The 22,912-nt window shown below is 69.5% G+C and carries 21 protein-coding genes and 1 tRNA gene; 16 read left to right on the top strand and 6 right to left on the bottom strand.

What is annotated here, in order from left to right; genetic code table 11:
• Positions 1–21 precede the first annotated feature (21 nt).
• Positions 22–684 (top strand): ribulose-phosphate 3-epimerase, encoded by a 663-nt coding sequence (gene rpe / locus FEZ32_RS11515; RefSeq protein WP_028702505.1) that lies wholly within the window; start codon positions 22–24, stop codon positions 682–684.
• Between the two features lie 11 nt (positions 685–695).
• Here the strand turns inward: rpe and FEZ32_RS11510 are convergent, their stop codons facing one another.
• The gene (locus FEZ32_RS11510; protein ID WP_028702504.1) at positions 696–1,514 is read right to left on the bottom strand and encodes a proteasome assembly chaperone family protein; all 819 of its coding nucleotides are present in this window, start codon (positions 1,512–1,514) and stop codon (positions 696–698) included.
• 68 nt (positions 1,515–1,582) lie between these two features.
• Here FEZ32_RS11510 and metH point away from each other — a divergent pair, with 68 nt between their 5' ends.
• The gene (metH, locus tag FEZ32_RS11505; RefSeq protein ID WP_138680643.1) at positions 1,583–5,152 is read left to right on the top strand and encodes a methionine synthase; all 3,570 of its coding nucleotides are present in this window, start codon (positions 1,583–1,585) and stop codon (positions 5,150–5,152) included.
• A complete protein-coding gene (locus FEZ32_RS11500; protein WP_138680642.1) occupies positions 5,142–6,746 on the top strand; it encodes an HAD-IA family hydrolase in 1,605 nt (534 codons plus the stop codon). Before metH ends, FEZ32_RS11500 begins: the two co-directional genes overlap by 11 nt.
• Positions 6,747–6,762: 16 nt before the next feature.
• Here the strand turns inward: FEZ32_RS11500 and FEZ32_RS11495 are convergent, their stop codons facing one another.
• A complete protein-coding gene (locus FEZ32_RS11495; RefSeq protein ID WP_097827942.1) occupies positions 6,763–7,143 on the bottom strand; it encodes a DUF3054 domain-containing protein in 381 nt (126 codons plus the stop codon).
• A gap of 209 nt (positions 7,144–7,352) precedes the next feature.
• Here FEZ32_RS11495 and prcB point away from each other — a divergent pair, with 209 nt between their 5' ends.
• From prcB to FEZ32_RS11450, 9 genes are all read left to right on the top strand, one after another.
• Positions 7,353–8,171 carry a proteasome subunit beta gene (gene prcB, locus FEZ32_RS11490; protein ID WP_036980906.1) on the top strand — a complete coding sequence of 273 codons (819 nt, stop codon included), beginning with the start codon at positions 7,353–7,355 and terminating at the stop codon, positions 8,169–8,171.
• Positions 8,172–8,250: 79 nt separating this feature from the next.
• Positions 8,251–8,937, top strand: coding sequence for a proteasome subunit alpha (prcA, locus tag FEZ32_RS11485; protein WP_028702499.1), 687 nt, complete (start codon positions 8,251–8,253; stop codon positions 8,935–8,937).
• Entirely contained in the window at positions 8,934–10,028 is a 1,095-nt protein-coding gene (locus FEZ32_RS11480) for a prephenate dehydrogenase (protein ID WP_138680641.1), read from the top strand. The genes prcA and FEZ32_RS11480 overlap by 4 nt, the downstream gene beginning before the upstream one ends.
• Before the next feature lie 89 nt (positions 10,029–10,117).
• Entirely contained in the window at positions 10,118–10,885 is a 768-nt protein-coding gene (cmk, locus tag FEZ32_RS11475) for a (d)CMP kinase (protein ID WP_097827944.1), read from the top strand.
• Positions 10,878–12,239, top strand: coding sequence for a ribosome biogenesis GTPase Der (gene der / locus FEZ32_RS11470; RefSeq protein ID WP_028702497.1), 1,362 nt, complete (start codon positions 10,878–10,880; stop codon positions 12,237–12,239). The genes cmk and der overlap by 8 nt, the downstream gene beginning before the upstream one ends.
• A gap of 108 nt (positions 12,240–12,347) precedes the next feature.
• The gene (gene helR / locus FEZ32_RS11465) at positions 12,348–14,531 is read left to right on the top strand and encodes an RNA polymerase recycling motor ATPase HelR (RefSeq protein WP_051238143.1); all 2,184 of its coding nucleotides are present in this window, start codon (positions 12,348–12,350) and stop codon (positions 14,529–14,531) included.
• 129 nt (positions 14,532–14,660) lie between these two features.
• Positions 14,661–15,086 (top strand): OsmC family peroxiredoxin, encoded by a 426-nt coding sequence (locus tag FEZ32_RS11460; RefSeq protein WP_028702495.1) that lies wholly within the window; start codon positions 14,661–14,663, stop codon positions 15,084–15,086.
• Positions 15,087–15,135: 49 nt separating this feature from the next.
• The gene (locus tag FEZ32_RS11455; RefSeq protein WP_051238142.1) at positions 15,136–15,945 is read left to right on the top strand and encodes an NUDIX domain-containing protein; all 810 of its coding nucleotides are present in this window, start codon (positions 15,136–15,138) and stop codon (positions 15,943–15,945) included.
• A 70-nt stretch (positions 15,946–16,015) separates the two neighbouring features.
• A tRNA-Pro gene (locus FEZ32_RS11450) sits at positions 16,016–16,089 on the top strand.
• 122 nt (positions 16,090–16,211) lie between these two features.
• On the opposite strand, the gene FEZ32_RS11445 is transcribed toward FEZ32_RS11450, so the two are convergent.
• The 3 genes from FEZ32_RS11445 to FEZ32_RS11435 form a co-directional block, all read right to left on the bottom strand.
• Complete coding sequence (locus FEZ32_RS11445) at positions 16,212–17,546, bottom strand: tyrosine-type recombinase/integrase (RefSeq protein WP_138680640.1); 1,335 nt, start codon at positions 17,544–17,546, stop codon at positions 16,212–16,214.
• Between the two features lie 30 nt (positions 17,547–17,576).
• Positions 17,577–18,140, bottom strand: coding sequence for a hypothetical protein (locus tag FEZ32_RS11440; RefSeq protein ID WP_138680639.1), 564 nt, complete (start codon positions 18,138–18,140; stop codon positions 17,577–17,579).
• 168 nt (positions 18,141–18,308) lie between these two features.
• On the bottom strand, positions 18,309–19,043 hold the full coding sequence (locus FEZ32_RS11435; RefSeq protein ID WP_138680638.1) for a COG3415 family protein: 735 nt from the start codon (positions 19,041–19,043) through the stop codon (positions 18,309–18,311).
• Positions 19,044–19,172: 129 nt separating this feature from the next.
• Here FEZ32_RS11435 and FEZ32_RS11430 point away from each other — a divergent pair, with 129 nt between their 5' ends.
• The 3 genes from FEZ32_RS11430 (at position 19,173) to FEZ32_RS11420 (ending at position 21,556) form a co-directional block, all read left to right on the top strand.
• Complete coding sequence (locus tag FEZ32_RS11430; protein WP_138680637.1) at positions 19,173–19,415, top strand: hypothetical protein; 243 nt, start codon at positions 19,173–19,175, stop codon at positions 19,413–19,415.
• Positions 19,416–19,466: 51 nt separating this feature from the next.
• Complete coding sequence (locus FEZ32_RS14235; protein WP_138680636.1) at positions 19,467–19,814, top strand: helix-turn-helix domain-containing protein; 348 nt, start codon at positions 19,467–19,469, stop codon at positions 19,812–19,814.
• Positions 19,815–19,987: 173 nt separating this feature from the next.
• Positions 19,988–21,556 (top strand): AAA family ATPase, encoded by a 1,569-nt coding sequence (locus FEZ32_RS11420; RefSeq protein ID WP_138680635.1) that lies wholly within the window; start codon positions 19,988–19,990, stop codon positions 21,554–21,556.
• 256 nt (positions 21,557–21,812) lie between these two features.
• Here FEZ32_RS11420 and FEZ32_RS11415 read toward each other — a convergent pair whose 3' ends face one another.
• Positions 21,813–22,025 (bottom strand): hypothetical protein, encoded by a 213-nt coding sequence (locus FEZ32_RS11415; RefSeq protein WP_138680634.1) that lies wholly within the window; start codon positions 22,023–22,025, stop codon positions 21,813–21,815.
• A 133-nt stretch (positions 22,026–22,158) separates the two neighbouring features.
• On the opposite strand from FEZ32_RS11415, the gene FEZ32_RS11410 reads away from it, so the two are divergent.
• On the top strand, positions 22,159–22,875 hold the full coding sequence (locus FEZ32_RS11410; RefSeq protein ID WP_138680633.1) for a hypothetical protein: 717 nt from the start codon (positions 22,159–22,161) through the stop codon (positions 22,873–22,875).
• Positions 22,876–22,912: the final 37 nt, after the last annotated feature.

The raw sequence follows: 22,912 nt of genomic DNA, 5'->3' as shown, positions 1-22,912 counted from the left end.
GCTCCCGATAGGCTGAACCCCATGACTGCCCGCATCACCCCCAGCATTCTCAACGCCGACTTCTCGAGGATGGGTGATGAGGTCCGGGCGATCCCGTCGGCCGACGGGATCCACATCGACGTGATGGACTACCACTTCGTCCCCAACCTCACGATGGGTCTGCCGATGGTGGAGTCCCTGCGCCCGGTCACCGACACCCCCTTCGACATCCACCTGATGATCAGCGATCCCGACACCTGGGCGCCCAGCTATGTGGAGGCCGGCGCCGAGTCGGTGACCTTCCACCTGGAGGCCGCCAAGGCCCCGGTCCGGTTGGCCCGGGAGATCCGTGCGATGGGCGCCCGCGCGGCGGTCGCGCTGAAACCGGCCACCCCCGTCGAGCAGCTCGCCGACATCCTCACCGAGTTCGACCAGATCCTCATCATGACGGTGGAACCCGGCTTCGGCGGCCAGTCCTTCCTGGACGTCGTGCTGCCCAAGATCCGGCGCACCCGTCGGCTCATCGACGCCACCGGCGCCGACATCTGGCTCCAGATCGACGGCGGGGTCTCAGCCGAGACGATCGGTCGGGCCGCCGAGGCCGGCGCCGACACCTTCGTCGCGGGTTCGGCGGTCTACCGCTCGGAGGATCCTGACGCGATGGTGCGCAGACTGCGTCAGATCGCCGAGCGCCACCAGGGCTGAACGGTCCCGCCTCAGGAGCGGTGCCGCAGGTAGTGCTGGAACTCCATCGCCAGCACGTCGCCGGTGACCCCCTCGGGCAGCTCGGCATCGCGCTGGCGCTCCAGCGCGTGGACGTAGTCGCTCAGTGAGTCGTTGTCGGTGACCATCTTGTCGGCGTCGGTGACCCACTTCTGGCGACGCTCGACGAGCTCGTCCTGGGGAACCGTCACCCCGGTGAGCTCCTCGACCCGCACCAGCAGACTCTGGACGGCCGGCGGGCAGGGCGGCTCGTAAGCGTACTCGGGCACATTGGCCCACAGCCCCACGGCATTCATGCCCCGGTCGGCGGCCAGGCTGACCAGCACCCCGGGAATACCGGTCGGTCCGGAGTACTCGAGCCCCTCCAGACCGAGCTGCTCGGCGATCGAGGGGTCCGAGGCCGATCCGGAGACCGGCAGCTGACGGGTGTGGGGGACGTCGGCGACCATCCCGCCGAGCACGACGATCCCCTCGGGATCCAGCTTCATCAGGGTGTCCAGCAGCTCACGGCAGTAGGAGCGCCAGCGCAGGTCGGGCTCCGGTCCGGTGACCACCGCCACCGGGTGACCGTCGGCCTGCCCGCGCCACACGGTGGTCGAGGGCCAGGTGAGCAGTTCGACGCCCTCCATCGCCGCCACCACGGGACGGGTGTCCTGGAAGTTGTAGTAGTCCTCGGAGTCCAGGACCTTCCACTCGGTGGCATCGGTGTGGCGGATGATGCGGGCCGCCGTCTCGGAGGCTGCGCCTCCCGCGTCATTCCACCCTGTGTATCCGACGATCACCCAGGGATGATCACTACTGTGCCGGGCCATGCGGTAAGAGTAGTCCGTTCGGCGGCCGAATCTCCGATTCCGCGATCCCTACCCCTATGGTGGGGCCCATGACTTCGGCTCTTCGCTCCGCGCTGGGATCTCGACTTCTCATCCTGGACGGTGCGATGGGCACCATGTTGCAGGCCGCGGATCTGTCCCTCGACGACTTCGACGGCCTCGAGGGCTGCAACGAGATCCTCAACGTCACCCGGCCCGACGTCATTTCCGAGATCCATGACCGCTACCTGGCCGCCGGCGCCGATCTCATCGAGACCAACACCTTCGGTGCCAACCTGTCGGCGCTGGGGGAGTACGACATCGCCGAGCGGGCCGTCGAGCTCGCCGGGGCGGCCACCCGGCTCGCCCGCCGGGCCGCCGATGCCGCCAGCACCCCCGACCGGCCGCGATTCGTCGTCGGATCGGTGGGCCCGGGCACCAAGCTGCCCACCCTGGGCCACATCGCCTTCGCCGCGATCCGCGACGTCTACCAGCAGACCATCGAGGCGATGATCGACGAGGGGGCCGACGCCGTCCAGATCGAGACCTGCCAGGACCTCCTGCAGGCCAAGGCCGCGGTGATCGGAGCCCACCGGGCCGCCGCCGCCCGCGGCGTCGACCTTCCGGTGATGGTCGACATCACGGTGGAGACCACCGGCACCATGCTGCTGGGATCGGAGACCGGGGCCGCCCTCACCGTCCTGGAGCCCCTCGGCATCGACGCCATCGGGATGAACTGCGCCACCGGTCCCGCCGAGATGGCCGAGCATCTGCGCACCCTGTCGGGGGCCGCCCGGGTCCCGGTGACCTGCATGCCCAACGCCGGTCTTCCCGTCATCACCGGGGAGGGTGCCCGCTACCCGCTGGGCCCCGAAGATCTCACCGAGGCCCTCACCGACTACGCCCAGCGGTTCGGCCTGTCGGTGGTCGGCGGCTGCTGCGGCACCACCCCCGAACACATCGCGATGGTCTCGGCGGCCCTGGCCGGACGCCCGGTGGCGCCTCGTCACCCGGTGCACGTCGACGCCGTCGCCAGCCTGTACTCCGAGGTGCCGCTGTCCCAGGACACCGCCTACCTGGCGATCGGTGAGCGCACCAACGCCAACGGCTCCAAGGCCTTCCGCGAGGCGATGCTGGCGGAGAACTGGGACGAGTGCATCGACATCGCCAAGACCCAGACCCGCGACGGCGCCCACCTGCTGGACCTGTGCGTCGACTACGTCGGCCGCGACGGGACCGCCGACATGGCCACCCTGGCCGCCCGGATGTCGACCGCCGTCACCCTTCCGGTGGTCCTGGACTCCACCGAGCCGCAGGTGCTGCGAACCGGCCTGGAGCACCTGGCGGGACGCTGCATCATCAACTCGGTGAACTTCGAGGACGGCGACGGGCCCGAGTCCCGCTACCAGCGGGTGATGCCCCTGGTCCGCGAGCACGGCGCCGGGGTGGTGGCGCTGACCATCGACGAGGAGGGCCAGGCCCGCACCCGGGAGTGGAAGGTCCGGGTGGCCTCCCGTCTCATCGACGACCTGGTCGGCCGGTGGGGGATGGAGGTCGGCGACATCCTGGTGGACTGCCTCACCTTCCCGATCGCCACCGGCCAGCAGGAGACCCGTCGCGACGGGGTGGAGACCATCGAGGCGATCCGCGAGCTCAAGAGCCGGTACCCGGGGGTGCGCACCACCCTGGGGGTCTCCAACATCTCCTTCGGACTCAACCCGGCCGCCCGCATCGTGCTCAACTCGGTGTTCCTGCACGAGGCGGTGGAGGCCGGCCTGGACTCCGCCATCGTCCACGCCGCCAAGATCCTGCCGATCGACCGGATCCCCGAGGAGCAGCGGGAGGTGGCCCTGGACCTGGTCTGGGACCGCCGCGGCACCGACGCCCCGGCACCGCGCGGGGTGGAGGGCTACGACCCGCTGACCCGCTTCCTGGAACTCTTCGAGGGAGTGACGGCGGCCTCGATGAAGGCCGAGAGGGAGGCCGAGCTGGCCGCCATGCCGCTGCTGGAGCGGCTCAAGCAGCGCATCATCGACGGCAACGCGAAGGGGCTCATCGAGGACCTGGACGAGGCGCTGACCGTCAAGGGGGCCCTGGACATCGTCAACGAGGACCTGCTGGCCGGCATGCAGGTGGTCGGCGAGCTGTTCGGCTCGGGGCGGATGCAGCTGCCCTTCGTGCTGCAGTCGGCCGAGGTGATGAAGACCGCGGTCGCCCACCTGGAGCCGCACATGGAGAAGACCGATGCCGGCGGCAAGGGCACCCTGGTGCTCGCCACCGTCAAGGGGGACGTCCACGACATCGGCAAGAACCTCGTCGACATCATCGTCTCCAACAACGGCTACTCGGTGGTGAACCTGGGCATCAAGCAGCCGGTCCAGGCGATCATCCGGGCCGCCGAGGAGCACCACGCCGACGCCATCGGGATGTCGGGGCTGCTGGTGAAGTCCACCATGGTGATGCGCGACAACCTGCTGGAGCTCAACCGGGAGGGGCTGGCCCGCAACTACCCGGTGATGCTCGGCGGCGCCGCGCTCACCCGGTCCTACGTCGAGCACGACCTCAACGACCTGTTCGAGGGGGAGGTCCGCTACGCCAGGGACGCCTTCGAGGGACTGCGGCTGATGGACTCGGTGATGGCCGTCAAGCACGGCGTGCCCGGTTCCTCGCTGCCCGAGATCCGCGCCCGACGGGTCCCGGCCCGTCCCCGCGCCGGCTCTGCCGGTGGTGCCGAGGCCGCCACCTCCGGTGGGTCCGGGGAGTCGGGCGGGGCCGATCCGGCGCAGCCCGATGTCCGCTCCGATGTCGCCCGGCCCACCCCGGCCGGCGGTGTCGACGTCCCCACCCCGCCCTTCTGGGGGTCGCGGGTCACCAAGGGGATCGCCCTGGACGAGGTCACCCAGTGGCTCGACGAGAGGGCCACCTTCATGGGCCGGTGGGGGCTCAAGGGCAGTCGCACGGACGGCTCCTACGACCGGATGGTCCGTGACATCGGCCGGCCACGGCTGCGGATGCTGCTGGACAGGATCCGCGCCGAGAACCTGGCCCGGTTCGGGGTGGTGCACGGCTACTGGCCGGTGGTCGCCGAAGGCCGCCGACTCATCGTCCTGGACCCGGCCGACACCTCCCGGGAGCTCTCCCGCTTCGAGTTCCCCCGCCAGCACGGCGGACGCCGGCTGTGCCTGGCGGATTTCTTCCGCGACGCCGCCGAGGCCGCCGAGCTGGGCCCCGATGTCATCGCCTTCCAGCTGGTGACGATGGGACAGCAGGTGTCGAGGGCCACCGCCGAGCTCTTCGAGGCCAACTCCTACCGGGAGTACCTGGAACTGCACGGCCTGTCGGTGCAGCTGGCCGAGGCGCTGGCCGAGATGTGGCACCACCGGGTCCGTCAGGAGCTCGGCATCGCCGCCCCCCACGAGGACATCGCCGCGGCCATCGATCACCAGACCTACCGGGGCTGCCGGTACAGTTTCGGCTACGCCGCATGCCCCAATCTTGAGGATCGCGCCAAGCTCGCGGGTCTGCTGGATCCCGGCCGCATCGGCGTCGAGCTGTCGGAGGAGTTCCAGCTGCACCCGGAACAGTCCACCGATGCATTCGTCGTCCATCACCCGGAGGCCAGCTACTTCAATGCCAAATGACACACTGTCCGCCGTCCTGTGGGATCTCGACGGCACCCTGGTCGACACCGAGCCGCGGTGGATGGAGGCCGAGACGGAGATCGTGACGGCTCGTGGCCACCAGTGGAGCGAGGAGCAGGCCAGGAGTCTGGTCTCCGCGCCGATGACCACCGTGTGCGCCGCCCTGAGCGAGGCCGTCGGCGGCGACCCGACCCCCGAGGGTGTCGCCGACCTGCTGGTGGCCACGGTGCGCCGCTACCACCGGGAACGGGAGGTGCCGTGGACACCGGGCGCCTACCCGCTGCTCCAGGAGGTGCGGGCGGCGGGAATCCCGTGCGCCCTGGTGACCGGTTCCCCGCGGACGGTGATGTCGCCCCTGCTGGACCACTTCGAGGACGGTCTGTTCGACGTCGTCATCACCTTCGACGAGATGCCCGAGGGCCGGGCGAAGCCGGCACCGGACCCCTATCTCATGGCGGCCTCTCGGTTGGGTGTGGACCCGGCCGACTGCCTGGTGATCGAGGACTCGGTCTCCGGCGCCAGGGCCGGCAATGAGGCCGGGGCCCGGGTGCTGGCCCTGGACGGCGTCGCCACCGCGCCGCCGGCCCCCAACCGGGTCCGCCGGGCCAACCTGGACGGCGTCCACCTGGCCGATCTGGTGAAGCTGTGGCATCTGGCAGGCCAGCAGGCCGCCCCGATGTCGGCAGGTGGCGGGGGAGTGCTGAGGGCCGGGGAGCGGGTCACCCTCACCGACTCGAAGGGACGGCGCCACTCCATCGTGCTGTCCGAGGGGAGCGTCTTCCACACCACCAAGGGGATGGTCCGCCACGACGATCTGATCGGGGGACCCCAGGGGGTGGTGGTGACCTCCGCCGGGGGGATGGACTTCCTGGCGATGCGGCCCATCCTCAGCGAGTTCACGGTGACGATGCCCCGCGAGGCGGCGATCATTTACCCCAAGGAGTCGGCCCAGATCCTCATGATGGCCGACATCTTCCCGGGCGCCCGGGTGCTGGAGGCGGGGGTGGGTTCCGGCGGTCTCACGATCCCGCTGCTGCGGGCGATCGGCCCGCAGGGCCGGCTCACCTCCTACGAGCGGCGCCCCGAGTTCGCCGAGGTGGCCCGCGGCAATGTCATCACCTTCTACGGGCAGGAGCCCGGATCCTGGCAGCTCACGCTGGCCGATCTGGCCACCGAGATCTCACCGGAACCGGTGGACCGCGCCGTGCTGGACATGCTGGCCCCCTGGGAGTGCGTCCAGGCGGTGGGCGACGTCCTGGTCCCTGGCGGCATCCTGTGCTGCTACGTCGCCACCACTACCCAGATGGGACGGGTGATGGACACCCTGCGGGCCGAGGGGGGCTGGACCGAGCCCTCCGCCACCGAGACGACGATCCGCGACTGGCATGCCGAGGGACTGTCGATCAGGCCCTCCCACGGATCCACCGGGCACACCGGATTCCTGGTGATCGCACGGCGGCTGGCCCCCGGGGTGGTGGCCCCGATGCGCAAGCGCCGTCCGGCCCCGGGGGCCTACGGGCCCGACTACCACGGCCCCAGGCCGCGCAACATCACCGAGCACGACCAGTGGCGGGTGGCCAAGGAGGAGCGCTGAGTCGGCGCCCGATGGCTCAGGAGTGCCGTCTCACCAGTTTGGCGACCAGCCGCCAGCCGATCAGGAAGAGGGCCAGGAAGATCGCGGCGACGATGACGAAGGAGACCGCGACCCCCTGGTGGGTGAAGTGGCGGATCACCATGCCGACCACCAGGGTGGCGGCCCACACGACCACGCCGCCCCTCCAGCGCGCCGCCGACATCCGCAGCACCACGACGGCCGTCCAGCCGACCACCAGGCCGACGAAGAAGGGGACGATGGTCCTCAGCAGTCCGCCGGGGGTGAGGGTCTCGTGGTGGGAGAGCCGGCCGATGATGACGAAGACCGCCACCGAGAGGACGTCCATCACCACGGCCAGGCGCACCTGACCCGTCGCTGTGTCGTTGCTGTGGCTCATCGATGCCTCATCCTGAACGCGCCCTCGCGGTCAGGTAGCCGGACGGCACCCGAGGGCGGGCCCGTCGAGACGATGAGACTACCGGATCGGCCGCCCGGCGTGCCCTCTGGCGCAGGGTGACGCCGGGGACCGACCGGGTTGGCTAGTCTTGGGTCGGCACGCCGCGGCCCGAAGATCGCGACGGCATCCCTGTCACGCGGAGGAGGACCATGATCCAGCCCTGGGGAACGGTGCTCCCAGCCCCCTATCTCGCCGCCGGCAGCGACTCCTTCGCCGAGTTCACCCGTCAGGTGTCCCCGGATCTGCTGCCCCCCAACACGCTGGACACCAGCATGCCGGAGCTGCTGCGACACGGCACCACCATCGTGGCGCTGAAGTACACCTCGGGGGTGGTGGTGGCCGGGGACCGGCGGGCCACCATGGGCACCCTCATCGCCCAGCGCGACATCGAGAAGGTGGTCGGAGCCGACGACACCTCGGTGATCGGGGTGGCCGGGGCCGCCGGACTGGCCATCGAGATGGTGCGACTGTTCCAGACCGAGCTGGAGCACTACGAGAAGATCGAGGGTCGTCCGTTGAGTCTGGACGGCCGGGCCGCCCGACTGTCGATCCTGGTGCGGTCCAACATGGCGATGGCGGTCCAGGGGATCGCCGTCATCCCGGTCTTCGCCGGCTGGGACGTGGTCCGCCACCTCGGTCGGATCTTTTCCTACGACGGCACCGGCGGCCGCTACGAGGAGCACTCCTTCTGCACCACCGGGTCGGGGGGCATCTTCGCCAAGGCGACCCTGAAGAAGTTGCACCGGCTGGACATGGACCGCGACGAGGCCGTCCAGCTGGCGGTGCGGGCGATCTACGACGCCTCCGACGACGACGCCGCCACCGCCGGCCCGGACCTGGCCCGGGGCATCTATCCGGTGGTGATGGTCGCCGACGAGGACGGTGTGACGAAGATCTCCACGGAGAACGTTGCGCTGGTCGCCAAGCGGATCGTCGACGAGGTCACCCAGTCTAACGAGAGCTCCTGACCGGCCGGTCCCGCCGTCTCGTCACCATCGTCCGCCACCGTCACCACGTCTTCGCCATCATCGCGAGAGGAGCAGTCCAATGACCATGCCCGCATACGTCTCACCCGACCAGTGGATGAGCGACAGGGCGGACTATGCCCGGCGCGGGGTGTCTCGCGGCCGGGCGGTGGTGGTGGCCCGCTGCGCCGACGGGATCTGCATGGTGGCCCTCAACTCATCGAGGTCCCTGCGCAAGACCTCCGAGATCCATGACCGGATCGGATTCGCTGCGGTCGGTCGCTACGACGAGTTGGAGCAGCTGCGGGTGGCCGGGATCCGACTGGCCGACATCCGTGCCTACGCCTACGACCGCCTCGACGTCACCGGCCTGGCGCTGGCCACCACCTACGCCCAGGTGATCGGCGCGAACTTCGCGACGCTGTCCCAGAAGCCCTACGAGGTGGAACTGGCGGTCGCCGAACTGGGACTCAGCCGCGCCGAGGACAGGATCTTCAAGATCTCCTGGGACGGCTCGGTCGCTGACGGCAGTGCCCCGACGGTGCTGGGACCGATGGCCCAGGACCGCCGCGACACCCTCAACGAGTTCCTCACCGACTCCACCCCCCTCGACGACGCCGTGCGGTGCGCCGCCGCGGCGCTCACCGCCTCCTCCGAACCGACCCCCGAGCAGCTGGAGGTCTCGATCCTCGATCCACGCACCGGCGGCCGCCGAACCTTCCGCCGGCTCAGCGCCGAGCGGATCCGATCCTTCTGGGGTGCCAGGTGACGCCGCTTCCTCCCGCCGACCCGCGCGACATCGCCAGCCTGGAGCCGGTCCTCATCGTCGGCACCGGGCTGATCGGGGCCTCCATCGGGTGCGCCCTCACCAGCCAGGGGGTGGAGGTCCACCTGTGGGATCTCGACCCGGCCAATGCGATGGTGGCCGCCGGCCGTGGCGCCGGGATGCTCAGTCAGCTGGACCCGGGCGACTACCGGCTCGTCGTCGTCGCCACCCCTCCCGGGGCGGTGGCCGCCACCGTCGCCGAGCGGTTGAGATGGCACCCCTCCGCGGTGGTCACCGACACCGCCTCGGTGAAGTCGGCGGTCCTCAGCGCGCTGCGCGAGACCGAGCTCGACCTGTCCCGCTACGTCGGCTCCCACCCGATGTCGGGGACCCAGTACACCGGCCCGCTGACCGCCGTCCCCGAGCTCTTCGTCGACCGCACCTGGGTGGTGACCCCTCGGCACGAGAACAGCGCCGAGTCGGTGGAGAGGGTCCGCCGGCTGGCCAGACTGTGCGGTGCCCGGACGGTCTCCCTGGACACTCGGGAGCACGACACCGCGGTCGCCGAGGTCTCCCACCTGCCGCAGCTGATGAGCATCCTCACCGCCGCGAACCTCAGGCACGCCCAGCGCTCTCACCTGCCGCTGGCCGGCGGCGGGATCCGAGACGTCACCCGGATCGCTCAGTCCCAGACCGGGATGTGGCGCCAGATCCTCACCGCCAACCGCCCCGCGATCCGCGAGCAGCTCAGCCAGGTCCGCGAGGATCTGGACACCCTCATCGGCGTGCTGGACAACCCCGACGAGCTGGAGTCCTTCCTGGCGATGGGCCGGGCCGGCGCCCGCTCCCTGGGCGGCAAGCACGGCAAGGAGATGTCGGAGACGACCACCGTGGTGGTCGAGATCCCCGACCAGCCCGGAGCCCTGGCGCGGCTGTTCGCCGACATCGACCGCCTGGGGGTCAACATCGAGGACCTCTCGGTGGAGCACGACCAGGTCCGCGACGCCGGGTTCCTGTCCATCGAGGTCGATCCGGCACGAGCCGACGACCTGCGGGCCTGGATGCGCGAGCACCACTGGAGGCTGCGCTCCTGAGCCGCGCCCGAGCCGTCCCGCACCACACCGTTCCTGCTGCCGACCCGATGCCGGTAGCGTGTCAGATCCACCCCGATTGGAGCCCCGCCATGAGCTGCGCCCAGCCCGCCGACCCACCCCAGACCACCGCACCCGCGGACCGGCGGGAGCTGGTCATCGCCGTCGACGGGCCCAGCGGGTCGGGCAAGTCGTCGACCTCGCGGGCCGTCGCGCAGCGGCTGGGACTGGCCTATCTGGACACCGGCTCGATGTACCGGGCGATCACCTGCGCGGTCGTCAACCGCGGACTCGACCCGGCAGCCGACCCGCAGGCCGTCATCGACCTGGTGAGGGGGGCCCACCTGGAGCTGAGCACGGTTCCGGGGACCGAGCGGGTGGTCATCGACGGGGACGACGTCACCGCCCAGATCCGAGAACCCGCCACCAGCGCGCACGTCTCATCGGTGGCGACCATCCAGCCGGTCCGCGATCTGCTCATCGACCGGATGCGCGCCATCGTGGCCGAGTGCGGGCACCGGATCGTGGTGGAGGGCCGCGACATCACGACGGTGGTGTGCCCCGATGCGCAGCTGAGGGTGCTGCTGGTCGCCGATCCGGCCGCCCGGGTGGCCAGGCGCAGCGCCGAGCTCAAGGGGTCGGTCGGGATGGACCAGGTCACCGACCAGGTGATCCGCCGCGACCACGACGACGCGGCGGTGTCCTCCTTCCAGGCCCCGGCTCCCGGGGTGGAGGTCATCGACTCCACCTTCCTGACTCTCCACCAGGTGGTTGATACCGTCATCTCGCTGGTTCCCGGACCGGACCCGGTTCCCACCAAGACCAACACGACCACCAGCACGAAGGAACGTCATGACTGAGACGACAGGACCACACCAGGGCGCCGAGGAGGCGCTGCCCAAGCCGGTGGTGGCGGTGGTGGGCCGGCCCAACGTCGGCAAGTCGACGCTGGTCAACCGGATCCTGGGGCGCCGCGCGGCGGTCGTCCAGGACATTCCCGGGGTGACCCGCGACCGGGTCTCCTACGATGCCGAGTGGACCGGCCACGACTTCGTCCTGGTCGACACCGGGGGCTGGGCCTCCGACGCCAAGGGGATGGCCGCCAGGATCGCCGAGCAGGCCGAACTGGCGATCTCCACGGCCGACGTCGTGCTGCTGGTGGTCGACGCCACCATCGGCACCACCGATGAGGACGAGGCGGTCGTGCGGGTGCTGCGGCGGGCCAACAAGCCGGTGGTGCTGGCGGCCAACAAGGTCGACGACCAGCGCACCGAGGCCAGCGCGGCGACGATGTGGGATCTGGGGCTGGGGGAGCCCTGGCCGGTCTCGGCGATGCACGGTCGCGGATCCGGGGATCTGCTGGACGCCCTGGTCGCGGTGCTCCCGGACCGGGCGCAGATCGCCGAGGAGCCCGGTGGACCCCGACGGGTGGCCATCGTCGGCAAGCCCAATGTCGGCAAGTCCTCCCTGCTGAACCGGATGGCCAGGGCCGACCGGTCGGTGGTCTCCGACGTCTCGGGCACCACCGTCGACCCGGTCGACGAGCTGGTGAGCGTGGGTCGCACCGTCTACCGGTTCATCGACACCGCCGGTCTGCGCAAGCGCGTCAACGAGGCCTCGGGCCACGAGTACTACGCCTCGCTGCGCACCCAGACCGCCATCGAGCGAGCCGAGGTGTGCGTCGTGGTGATCGACGCCGCCGAGACGATCAGCGACCAGGACCTGCGGATCCTGTCGATGGTAGAGGAGGCCGGACGGGCGATGGTGATCGCCTACAACAAGTGGGATCTCACCGACGAGGAGCGACGCCGCTACCTGGAGAGGGAGATCGAGAGGGATGTCCAGGCCTTCACCTGGGCGCCGCGGGTCAACATCTCCGCCCTGTCGGGACGCAACGTCGAGCGTCTCGGATCGGCGATCGAGGCCGCCCTGGAGGGCTGGGAGACGCGGGTGTCCACCGGCAAGCTCAACGCCTTCCTGGGCCGTCTGGCCGCGGCCCATCCGCACCCGGTGCGGGGCGGCAAGCAGCCGCGGATCCTGTTCGGCACCCAGGCCCACAACTGCCCGCCGACCTTCGTGCTGTTCACCTCGGGTCTGATGGACCAAGGCTATGTGCGGTTCATCGAGAGGCGGCTGCGCGAGGACTTCGGATTCGTCGGCACACCGGTGAAGGTGGAGGTCCGGCCCAGGGAGAAGCGCGGCAGAAAGCGCTGAGAACAGGCCTCTTTGCCAATTCCAACTTATACGGCACCGGGGGGCTTGCCGCAAGGCCCCGTCGGGGGCGCACAATTGCCGCTCCCGTCGCAACTGGAAGTGGTGCCGATGCCTCTCACAACCCCCGGAACTCCCCATGACAGCCTCTTCGAGCTGTCGGGGAGGGCCGCCGCCAAGGCGACTCCCGCACTGCTGGGTCCCGACCCGGATCGGCTGGCGGAGGTGGTGGCCCGGGTCCGCTCCCGTCGATCCCAGCTGCACCATGAGATCGAGACGCTGCGCCGGGCACCGGGCGGTCTGGGCCGCGGCGCCCTGGACCGCGACCAGTCGATCCACCGGCTGACCCGCCAGCTGGGGGTGCTGGAGCGGTTCGGGCCCGACATCGTGCTGGGCCGGATGTCCTTCTCCGACGGCCGCGAGCCGGTCTACGTGGGCCGTCTGGGACTGTCCGACGACCACGACCGACGGCTGCTGGTCGACTGGCGGGCACCTGCCGCCGAGCCGTTCTTCGCCGCCACCAGCGCCGATCCGATGGGACTGTCCAGCCGACGCCGCTACCAGTGGGTCGACGGGCGGGTGCGCGACTACTGGGACGAGATCCTGGACGCGGACTCGGCGACCGCCGGCGCCGCCCTGGACGACCAGTCCTCCTTCATCGCCAGTCTCGGATCGGCCCGGACCCCGCAGATGCGCGACGTGCTGGCCACCATCGCAGCCGACCAGGACGCGGTCATCCGCGCCCGGTCCCGTGGCGCACTGGTGGTGGAGGGGGGACCGGGCACCGGCAAGACGGTGGTCGCCCTGCACCGCGCCGCCTACCTGCTCTACGCCGATCCGCGACTGGACGGACGCGCCGGGGCCGTCCTGCTGGTGGGGCCGCACGCCGGGTACCTGAACTACGTGGCGGGGGTGCTGCCGAGCCTGGGGGAGGACGGCGTGCGCGCCGCCACCCTGGCCGAGATGGTGCCCCAGGGCAGGGACGCCGTCCCCGAACCCGATCGGCGGGTCGCGGCGCTGAAGTCCGCCGCCGCGATGGTAGGCGCGGTGGATCCCGCCGTGGGGCTCTACGAGGAGGCTCCGACCGGTCGCACGGTGGTGGAGACGCCGTGGGTCGATCTGGACCTGGACCCCGAGGACTGGGCCGAGGCCTTCGACGCTCCGGCGCCGTCGACCCCGCACAACGAGGCCCGCGACCAGATCTGGGAGGCGCTGGTCGAGATCCTGGTCGACAAGGTCGATCCGCAGCAGGCACCGGTCGAGCTGGTGCGTCGCGCCCTGCTGGACAACGAGGAGCTGCGCCGGCTGTTCTCCAGGACCTGGCCGGTTCTGGACCCGGCCCAGACGGTCGCCGATCTGTGGAGCGTGCCGGCCTATCTGCGCCGCTGCGCCCCCTGGCTCTCGCAGGCCGAGGTGGCCGCCCTGCAGAGGCCCGAGTCGAGACCGTGGACCGATGCCGACCTGCCGCTGCTGGACGCCGCCCGCAGGCGGATCGGCGATCCCGCGGCGGCGGGCCGTCGACGTCGCCGGGAGAAGGTGATGGCCGAGCAGCGTCGCTACATGGACGATGTGGTCGACTACGTGCTGGCCAGCGACGACAACCCCGACAGCTCCCTGTCGATGCTGCGCGGCGAAGACCTCCGCGACGCCTTGATGGATCCCGACGCGGTCGAGGAGCCGGACCGCGACCCGCTGGCCGGGCCCTTCGCCCATGTCATCGTCGATGAGGCCCAGGAACTCACCGACGCCCAGTGGCAGATGCTGATGAGGCGCTGCCCCTCGCTCAGCTTCACCATCGTGGGGGATCGCGCCCAGGCGCGCAGCGGCTTCGAGGGGAGCTGGCGGGACCGGTTGACCGGCCTGGGGTTCAGCGACGTCACCACCCGGACCCTTCGGGTGAACTACCGCACCCCGGCCGAGGTGATGGCCGAGGCGGCCCCGGTGATCCTCGCGCAGGTGCCGGACGCCGTGGTGCCCAGCTCGATCCGCCGGGGCGGGGCGCCGCTGGTCCACGGCAGGATCGAGGACCTCGACGCCGTGCTGGACCGGTGGCTGGCCGATCATCCGGACGGGACGGCATGCGTGATCGCTGCCGAGACCGACGGGGTCAGCGGGGTCCGGGGGGTCGAGCGCCCCAGGGTGCAGGTGCTCAGCCCCACAACGGTCAAAGGTCTGGAGTTCGACCTGGTGGTGATCGTCGAACCGCTGGGCACCGAGCAGGGCCGGGCACTGGCGGTGGACCGCTACGTCTCGATGACCAGGACCACCGGCCAGCTGGTGATCCTGACGCGATGAGGGCGTCCTGCCCTCAAGGGGGCGACCCTCCGGGCGGGGGGTGAGCGTGCCGGGCCGCTTGTCCGACGGTCATGTCTGGGTAGCGTCGTGGGTGTCCGCGCAACGTCTGCACGAGGAGAAGAGGCAATCATGGCCCGACCCACTGTCAGCACCGCACACACCATCTGGAACGGGACCCTGTTCGAGGGTTCCGGCCAGACCAGCCTGGAGACGTCCGGGGTGGCCACCTTCGACGTCAACTGGGGCAAGCGCGCCGAGTCCGGCCAGGGCACCACCAACCCGGAGGAGCTGCTGGCGGCCTCCCTGGCCACCTGCTACACCATGGCGCTGAGCAATGCCCTGGCCCAGGACGGCCACGATCCCGCCACGATCGACACCAGGGCCGGTGTCACCTTCGTCCCGGGCGAGGGGGTCACCCAGATCAACCTCACCGTCACCGGGGAGGTTCCGGGACTGGACGCCGCAGGGTTCAAGGAGAAGGCCGAGTGGGCCAAGGACAACTGCCCGATCTCCATGGCCCTGAGGGCCGTGCCGAAGACCCTGACCATCGGGTGAGGCACCGGATCGTCACCCTGGCGTCATCGTGGGGTGGGAGGCTTGGCGCGTGAGAATTGATCCTCCCGCGCCGGGAGCCCCTCGTCGTCCCCACGGGCCCCGGGATCCCGGGGACGCCTGGGTCGTCACCGACTCCGGGGAGAAGTTCTGGGGCGTCTACGGCGCCGCCGGGCTGCTCGCGGTGGATCCGCAGCGCGGCGTCCTCCTACAGCACCGGGTGGGGTGGAGCCACTTCGGCGGGACCTGGGGCATCCCCGGTGGCGCCCGCCACAAGGGCGAGACGGGCCTCGAGGGTGCCCTGAGGGAGTCCGGTGAGGAGGCCGGGGTGCCCCGGGACGCGGTGCGGCCGAGGTGTCTGAGCGTCCTCGACCGGAAGGTATGGAGCTACCTGACCGTCCTGGCCGACGTGGTGAGACCCTTCGAACCCAGGATCAGCGACGCGGAGAGCCTGGAGCTGCGCTGGGTGCCACTCGACGATGTCGCCGGCTTCGACCTGCACCCCGGGTTCAAGCGCTCCTGGCCGGCGATGAGGCAGTTGCTGCAGATCAGGCCGGTGCTGGTCGTCAACTGCTCGAGCGTGACAGATCCCGGCCTGGTGGACGCCGTGGAGCAGCGCGGGGTCGGCGCCGCACAGCTCGGGCTTCCGGGGACCGCATGGTTCCCGGAGGTGGTGCGCGTCGGCGACCGTCGTGAGGCGGTCGCCAGGGCGCTGAGCCTGGCGGAGACCAGTCCCTATGTGACGATGGTCGGCGACGACGAGGTGTTCACCGGAGAGCTCGTCGGGGCCGGCGCCAGAGTGAGAACAGGTGACTGGCTTGCCGAGATCGTGGCGGAGCGCGAGGCGGGGACCGGCATCTGATGGCCCGCCGGGTTTGTGCCCGCCAGTCGCTATGGGCTAGTGTTCTTTCCCGGGTCACGGAGTGGTCCATCGGGCTGTAGCGCAGTTTGGTAGCGCACTTGACTGGGGGTCAAGGGGTCGCAGGTTCAAATCCTGTCAGCCCGACCGATGGAATGGCTGTAACCGCCATCTGACAAGGGCCGATGCCCCCTCCCGAGTACGACCGGGAGGGGGCATCTTTCACACGATGTCACAGTTTTGACACGGACTCCCAGATGGCTGCACCGTCACGCCGTCTGCCCCTGGCCCCCGTCGGGTACGACTCCGACGGGTGCCACGCGCTGCGCCGACATGAGAGCACCGAGCCGTGAGGCAGCCCTCGCCCGGCCATCGTCGCGGGAGGCGACGTAGGCCGAGTGGAACACCTCGACGGTGTCGCCGAGCAGCGCGGCCGCGTCGACGTCGGGAATCTCGGCATCGGCGGCCAGTGCCGAGGCGAGCGCGTGCCGGGTGTGGTGCATCTTGACGACCGGGAGCCCGGCATCCCGGCTCACCGACCGGAAGCACGCGGAGATCGCCTGAGGTTTGACAGGCACACCTCCGGAGGCGACCACGAGGGCCCCCATGTCGGCGCTGGACGGCAGCACCGGGGCCCCCGACCCGTCGACACCCTCACCGACCGCCAGCCCGGCGGCAGGCCTGCCAGCCGCCAGCCACAAGGCCTTGAGCTGGGAGGTGATCCCCGGGGACAGCGCCTCGACCTCGACCCACCGGCGAGACCTCGCGGACTTGGGGCCGGTCAGCCGGTCGGCGCTGCCATCGGAGAGCACCACCCGGCCGGACACCACCGCGACCCGGCCGCCCTCGAGATCGACCGCCGACCAGCACAGCCCGGCGACCTCGGAGCGTCGCATCGCACAGGACGCAAGCCGAAGGGCCACCGCCAGCGGCAGCGACAGCCGCCCTGCCTGGCGCTCCACGTCGACCTGCTCGATGAACTGGCCGACCTGCCCGAGGGTCCACACCTGATCCGACCGGGGGCCGGCAGCATTGCCCGACGGGGGCCGCCTGATCCCTCGAGCCGGGTTGTTGGGGATCACCCCGTCACGCACCGCCATATCGAGCACGTCTTGCAGCCGGGCTATGGCGCACGCCGTCGCCCTGTTGCTCAAGGCCCGAGGGGTCCGGGTCGCCCTCGCATTGGCGCCGGGGGACAGGCACCACGTGCGGAACTGCTCGATGTCGGACGGCCGGAGGCTGGACACCCGGCGGTCACCACCCCACCGGCGGACCGCCGCCAGCCATCCGACATATCCCTGCAGCGTGACCGGCCGGATGGCCCCCGAGAGCACGTCGCCCTCACGGGCGGCAAGCCACCGGTCCGCCGCCTGATCGAGCGTGAGCCCTGACCGGCGGGTGAACTTCCCGGCGGCCACGGCCACGTGAGTCTCAGCGACCCACGCCCGAGCCTCCTTGAGGGTGGCGAAGGACCGCTTCGCCTGAGTGCGCTTCGCCGCCCCACGCGGCGAGGTCGTCGCCGTGGCGCGGTAGCGCACCGAGCCGTCCTTGAGGGTCACCATCTTGATGGGCTCGCCCGGTCTGGGCTTACTGATCCGAGGCATGATCTGCTCTCCTATCTATCTGCTGGTCGACTACTTGGTGCTGTCCGGCGATGAGCCGCCGGAAGTCTTCTTGCGAGGGGCCCCGGCCCGGTCCTTCTTGATGAGCCCGGCATCCCGGGCCACCCTCGACCACTTGTCGACGGCCCACGGTGTCACCGAGTAGTGGTCGGCGAGGGCCTGGCGCCGGGTGACCCGCTTCCCGCCGGCGGTGATGACTGAGGACGGGGTCCGGTGCCACTGATCGGCGAATGCTGCTGGCGATGGGGGCCCACTGCGCTCCCGGGGACGGTCGGCCTCGACGGCGCGAGTCCGCTCCCCGCGGTGAGTCTCCGCATATCCGCGTGCTGCCTCCCGTAGGAAGCTGATGGGCAGATTCCGGACGATGTCGGGGGTCACCGGCTCACCACCGGTGATGAGAAGCTCGACGATCTGGCCGTCATCGCCGAGGACGACCTCGAAGCATCGTTGACCGACCTCAACGACCGTCACGAGCTCCTGCTCGCCGAGCGTGCTGTAGTTGCCGTCCCGGTCGCGGGAGCGAACCTCACGGGAGAATCCTGAGACCTTGAAGTCTCGGTAGCTGTCATGACTCATGAGTACAAAATATCCTGGTCTGTCTTGTAAATCAAGGGGAACCGTGAAATCCCAACTTCTACTCTCGCCTTTGTAGACGAGGTGGGGTCGTCGCCATCGTGGACGAGATCGGCCACCATGGGCCCACTGAGCTGCGGCATGGTCTGCTCCTATCTATCTGCTGGTCGACTACTTGGTGCTGCCGTCGGGAGTCTGGTGGGGGTCCTCGCCGGGTAGCTCAGTCCGAGCCACGAACTGATGTTTGACGCCGGGGTGCCGGACCGCTGGCCAGTTGAGATCTGGCCGCTCCCGGCGGGCCTTGCGCAGCCACTGCAGAATCGTGGACTTGGACCGGCTGTAGCGCTCTGCCATCGCCTCGATGGGGAGCCCTTCGCGGACGTCCTCCCGCAGCTGCTCGGCATCCGGCCGCGACCTGCTGGCAGGTCTGGCGCTCTGTGGGCTCGACACCACCCGGGCGATCTGGTCGGGGTCGTTGGGGTCGCCGATCCTCACGGCTGCCCGCTGGCGGGCGAGCACGACCGCGGCGGCGTCGGCGAGGGACTGCTCGGGTATGCGGAATGCGCGCGGATCTACCGGTCGGCTGGGATCGAGTGGCACGACCTCGACGGTGCGCAGCCGGGCCGACTGCTCCCGCGGGGAGATGGTCACGAGGTAGGCGGCGTTCATCTCGGCATCCTCGATCCGGGCACCCGGCACCCGGCGGCCGCCCTCGGCAAGGGCGACGAGCTGCCGCAGAAGCCCGGCGGGCACCTCGACCATGTCAGCGTCCCGGACGCCGGCCTTGTCGAGCTCCTCGATGATCTGCGCAGCTTGACCCGGGCGTAGCGGGACCGGCGGGTCGTCGCGCCACTCCTGGCGGAACCAAGAGCTGGCGATCCACCGGTCTGCAGCTGGCGGTGCCATCTGCCCTCCTTCACTTGAACTTCAACGGTGCGCAGAACATTACCACTTCCGCAGCGAGAAAACTACTGCCACAGTGGAGGCATCGACACACACCGAGCCCGCCGAAGTGCGGGAGGAGGAGAGGCACTCATGCCTGAGATTCCAGCCCAGCCCTGCACCATCGACCAGATTCGTGGTCTCGCAGTGATCCCGATCTACGACCTCAACGGTCCAAGCCTGTGCGGCCTGTTCGGGTGCGGCCGGTCCGTCGGCTACGCCTCGATCCGATCTGGCCAGTGGCCGAGCGTGAGGCTCGGACGTCGAAAGGTCGTGCCGGTCCCGTTGCTGCTCGCGCAGTTGGGGGTCACCGACGAGGGACCGGAGGCCGCCTGAGCGATATTCCCCGGCTTGCACGGGGATATCTTGCACCGGGAAGGACATTAAATGCACAACCACGATATTTCCAAACCAAAGATTGACGATATTCCCAGTCGCCATTCCATGCCGCAGTGCGCTAGCATTCATGGGAAAGCAAGATTCGCCGCTGGCAGTAGGGCCGGGCATCTTCGAAAGGATGCCTCTATGCCCAAAACCCGCTTGGACCGTCCGTGGTCGGACGCGCTCAATCGTGCCGAGGCTGCCGAATTCCTGGGCGTGGCGACACGAACCATCACCGACTGGACCCGGAGGGGCCGAATTTCCCCGGTCCGCTATGGCGGCCGCGTGTTCTGGCTTCAGTCCGAGCTTCAGCGGTTCATCGACGACTCACGCCGTGGGGTGAACCCGCGATGACTTTGTGCGAAAAAGTGGCCGCCCCCTCACCAAGGGACGGCCACCACACGTCAAGTCCGACGGCTTCCCCCGGGCACGAGGGTTCGGTTATTGACGGTGTCCACAATAGCGCGGTTGAGCCCTCGCGCACTATCCGGCTGCCGCTGGCCTCGGTCGATTCCTCCGAGGAGGAAATGTCCGCCGACTGGGACAGCGAGGAGCACGAGGACGCCCTCGAGGAGGAGGAGGACTCGGGGGTGTCCGAGGCCTTCATCTTCTGGCAGACCGATCCCGACGACGAGGGCAGCGCCTATTCCCTCGAGGATCTGGTCAGCGCCCTGGCGAGTACCCGGGAGATCGTGTCGACCTTCGGCGACGACTCCGGGGCCTCCGACGAGCTCGCACGACTGGAGCGCATCGCCGAGGAGGGCGAGTACCACGAGGCCGATGAGTCCCTGATGACCGCGGCCGCCCGGAACCGGGCACAAGCCCGCCTCGCTGGTGTCGAGATCAACCCACTACGGCTGTCCGGATTGTCCAATCCGTTCCTAGACGAGGACGGTGACCCGGTGGCCGAGCGATGGCTCATTCCGGGCTTGCAGGCCTGGGGAACATCCGTGTTCGTGGCCGGGGTGCCGAAGGCCGGCAAGTCCTGCATGGTGTCCGACTGGCTGGCCTCGCTGCTGGCACCCGGGCACCGCTTCCTCAAGTACTTCCCAGCCGCTGAGATCGACGTCTGCGAGCGCGAGCGCGGCGCGGTGATGATCAACGCCGAGAACCCGGCGAGGTCCTTCCGCCAGCTGCTCTGGGAGTCCGGCGTCAACGACTCACAGACCGAGGGCGAGGACCTGCGCCCCTGTGACTTGGTGCAGGTGATCGACCTCCTCGAGGAGGTTGGTGGGCCATCGTCGTTCGACCTCACCGACGACTCAGTTCTCAACAGATGGCGGCGGGACCTGATCTTCACCGACGGGACCACCGAGTGGGCACCCTTCGCGCTGGTGGTCGATGGCCTGACCGCGATCCTCGGTGGAGACACGAGCAAGTACGGCCGCTGGTATGCGCGGTTCCGGGAGCTGCTCGCCTTCGTCGGTATCGAGAACTCCTTGGTGGTCGGACATGCAACGCTGTCCGGCTCGCACTCGATGGGCGGTGTCGAGGCGCTGGCCGGGTCCGATGGGAACTGGTTGTTCACGTCGAAGGATGCCGACCGGACCGACGCCCCGAGGTACTTCCGAACCTCCCCACGGGTCGGCAACGGCCAGCCCTTCACCGGACGTGTCGACCTGGACCGTGACGGCCTGCTGAGGATCGCACCCGACACGGTGCGATGGAACGACCCCAGACGACTCTCCTCCAAGACCCTGAGCCCTGTGGTGGACACCGAGGATGCCGATCCGGTGGAGCCGGACGGGGCCGACCTTGAGAAGAGGGTGCTGGAGTTCATCTCCCAAGCCAACAGTCACGGCACCGGACCCACGACCCGGAGCATCCGCGAGGGAGTGGCCGGGCCCAACGCCGACATTGATTCCACCGTCCGCCAGCTGCTCGATGCTGGCAGGTTGACCCGACGCACCCGTAAGGGACGAGGCGGCGGATACGCCTACTGGATCACCTCCGGAGCCTCCGAGGGGGTGGCGGCCGATGTCTGTGATCCACCGTGCCGGAACCGTGCTAACTGTTCCGCGCCTACGTGTGCATCGGTCCCCCATACAGGGGGAACCGAAAGCACACTTCGTTCGGCACAGTTGTCTGTTCAGTGAGTTCAATACCCGGCAAACCGGCTTGAACAGCGGATTCCAGCGGTGCGGTTCACCTGTTGGGGACGACCCGGAACCACCATGTTCCGATGAGAAGTCCGGCAACCGTGCCCGGCACGGTTCCACCCTGACTGTTGGAGTGCTGGGGGCCGGGATGGACTGCGCCCCGCCCCGGCGGCCCTCCCTTCGGTCGGGGTCCCGCCGGGCGAGCACAGTGCATCCCGGCCGGCACCCCCTCGAAGGAGAGACACTGCTGGACTCAGTAGGTGGTGGCTGCCTGCTGGACCATGTGCAGCCGGACGCGCGGGGGAATGTAGCGGCAGCCCGATCCGAACTGGTCGAAGTGCCGTTCGATGGCGCGGCCGCGCTCCCGCTGGTCAGTGATGGCCCGCGCACTGCTGAGGCTCCGGGCCGCCTGGGTGCAGCGGTGGAGTTCTGCCTGCTGGGTTCGGGTGATGGAAGTCCTCGACATGTCGTTCTGCTCCTATCCGGTCCGGATACCCCGCGGGGTATCCCTGATGTCCTCAGCTTAGCCCGGGCTGGCCCTTACCGACGACCCCGAAGCCGCGTCATCCATCACCGATCACAATCCCAAGGAGTCCCCCATGACCACCGACAGCACCGACACCACCATCAGCACCATCGCACCGATCACCGACCTTGAGGAGAAGGTGCTCAGACACGTTTCCGCCAGGAACGACAGCAACCTCCGCGCCACCAAGTCGTCTGTCTACGACATCGGCGGCCGACACGTCGACATCGACAACGCGACCCGGGCACTCCTGAGAGATGGACTCCTCGCCGACGCCGCGGTCAACCCCGGACCGGGCAAGGCCTCCGACCTGATCCTCACCGAGATGGGCCGCCAGATGATCGACCGCCCCAGAACGATGGTGCGAATCCCGGTGGCGTCCACGCGCAAGCCGGTCTGGCAGCACACCGGAGCGCAGCACCGATTCCCCGAACCCCCCTTCGGTGAGACGTTCGCCGCGATCCTCGGCAACCAGCACACCCCAAGGTGGCCGATCCTCACCTGCCCGTGCGGATCGGAGTACACCCACCTGTTCGGGGTCACCGTGAACGGCATGTTCAACCAGCTGGCCACCATCCCGGAAGCCGTCAACGCCGACCCCGACACCCTCAACAACCCCGAGGCGGCACCCATCGCGGAAGCTGACGACGAGGACCGGCCGTGGGCGGCGCTCCACTTCTACTGCGAGGGCTGCACCCGGAGGACCACCGTCTCGTTCAGCAACCACGAGGGGGTGACGCGGGTCATGCCGACCTCGGAGGAGCAGCAGTGCCCGGTGATCCTGCGATGAGTCCTCGACCATCCGATGCCGGGGGGTCACGAGGGTC

The sequence above is a fragment of the Acidipropionibacterium jensenii genome, from assembly GCF_005890135.1.
GTDB classification, from domain to species: Bacteria; Actinomycetota; Actinomycetes; order Propionibacteriales; family Propionibacteriaceae; genus Acidipropionibacterium; species Acidipropionibacterium jensenii.
The sequence above is the reverse complement of the archived record's forward strand: the minus strand, read 5'-3'. Positions and strand labels throughout refer to the sequence as shown.

Coding starts and splice junctions, on each gene's coding strand:
- rpe (WP_028702505.1), top strand. CDS start 22: ATGACTGCCCGCATCACCCCCAGCATTCTCAACGCCGACTTCTCGAGG.
- FEZ32_RS11510 (WP_028702504.1), bottom strand. CDS start 1,514: ATGGCCCGGCACAGTAGTGATCATCCCTGGGTGATCGTCGGATACACA.
- metH (WP_138680643.1), top strand. CDS start 1,583: ATGACTTCGGCTCTTCGCTCCGCGCTGGGATCTCGACTTCTCATCCTG.
- FEZ32_RS11500 (WP_138680642.1), top strand. CDS start 5,142: ATGCCAAATGACACACTGTCCGCCGTCCTGTGGGATCTCGACGGCACC.
- FEZ32_RS11495 (WP_097827942.1), bottom strand. CDS start 7,143: ATGAGCCACAGCAACGACACAGCGACGGGTCAGGTGCGCCTGGCCGTG.
- prcB (WP_036980906.1), top strand. CDS start 7,353: ATGATCCAGCCCTGGGGAACGGTGCTCCCAGCCCCCTATCTCGCCGCC.
- prcA (WP_028702499.1), top strand. CDS start 8,251: ATGACCATGCCCGCATACGTCTCACCCGACCAGTGGATGAGCGACAGG.
- cmk (WP_097827944.1), top strand. CDS start 10,118: ATGAGCTGCGCCCAGCCCGCCGACCCACCCCAGACCACCGCACCCGCG.
- der (WP_028702497.1), top strand. CDS start 10,878: ATGACTGAGACGACAGGACCACACCAGGGCGCCGAGGAGGCGCTGCCC.
- helR (WP_051238143.1), top strand. CDS start 12,348: ATGCCTCTCACAACCCCCGGAACTCCCCATGACAGCCTCTTCGAGCTG.
- FEZ32_RS11460 (WP_028702495.1), top strand. CDS start 14,661: ATGGCCCGACCCACTGTCAGCACCGCACACACCATCTGGAACGGGACC.
- FEZ32_RS11445 (WP_138680640.1), bottom strand. CDS start 17,546: ATGCCTCGGATCAGTAAGCCCAGACCGGGCGAGCCCATCAAGATGGTG.
- FEZ32_RS11440 (WP_138680639.1), bottom strand. CDS start 18,140: ATGAGTCATGACAGCTACCGAGACTTCAAGGTCTCAGGATTCTCCCGT.
- FEZ32_RS11435 (WP_138680638.1), bottom strand. CDS start 19,043: ATGGCACCGCCAGCTGCAGACCGGTGGATCGCCAGCTCTTGGTTCCGC.
- FEZ32_RS11430 (WP_138680637.1), top strand. CDS start 19,173: ATGCCTGAGATTCCAGCCCAGCCCTGCACCATCGACCAGATTCGTGGT.
- FEZ32_RS14235 (WP_138680636.1), top strand. CDS start 19,467: ATGCACAACCACGATATTTCCAAACCAAAGATTGACGATATTCCCAGT.
- FEZ32_RS11420 (WP_138680635.1), top strand. CDS start 19,988: ATGTCCGCCGACTGGGACAGCGAGGAGCACGAGGACGCCCTCGAGGAG.
- FEZ32_RS11415 (WP_138680634.1), bottom strand. CDS start 22,025: ATGTCGAGGACTTCCATCACCCGAACCCAGCAGGCAGAACTCCACCGC.
- FEZ32_RS11410 (WP_138680633.1), top strand. CDS start 22,159: ATGACCACCGACAGCACCGACACCACCATCAGCACCATCGCACCGATC.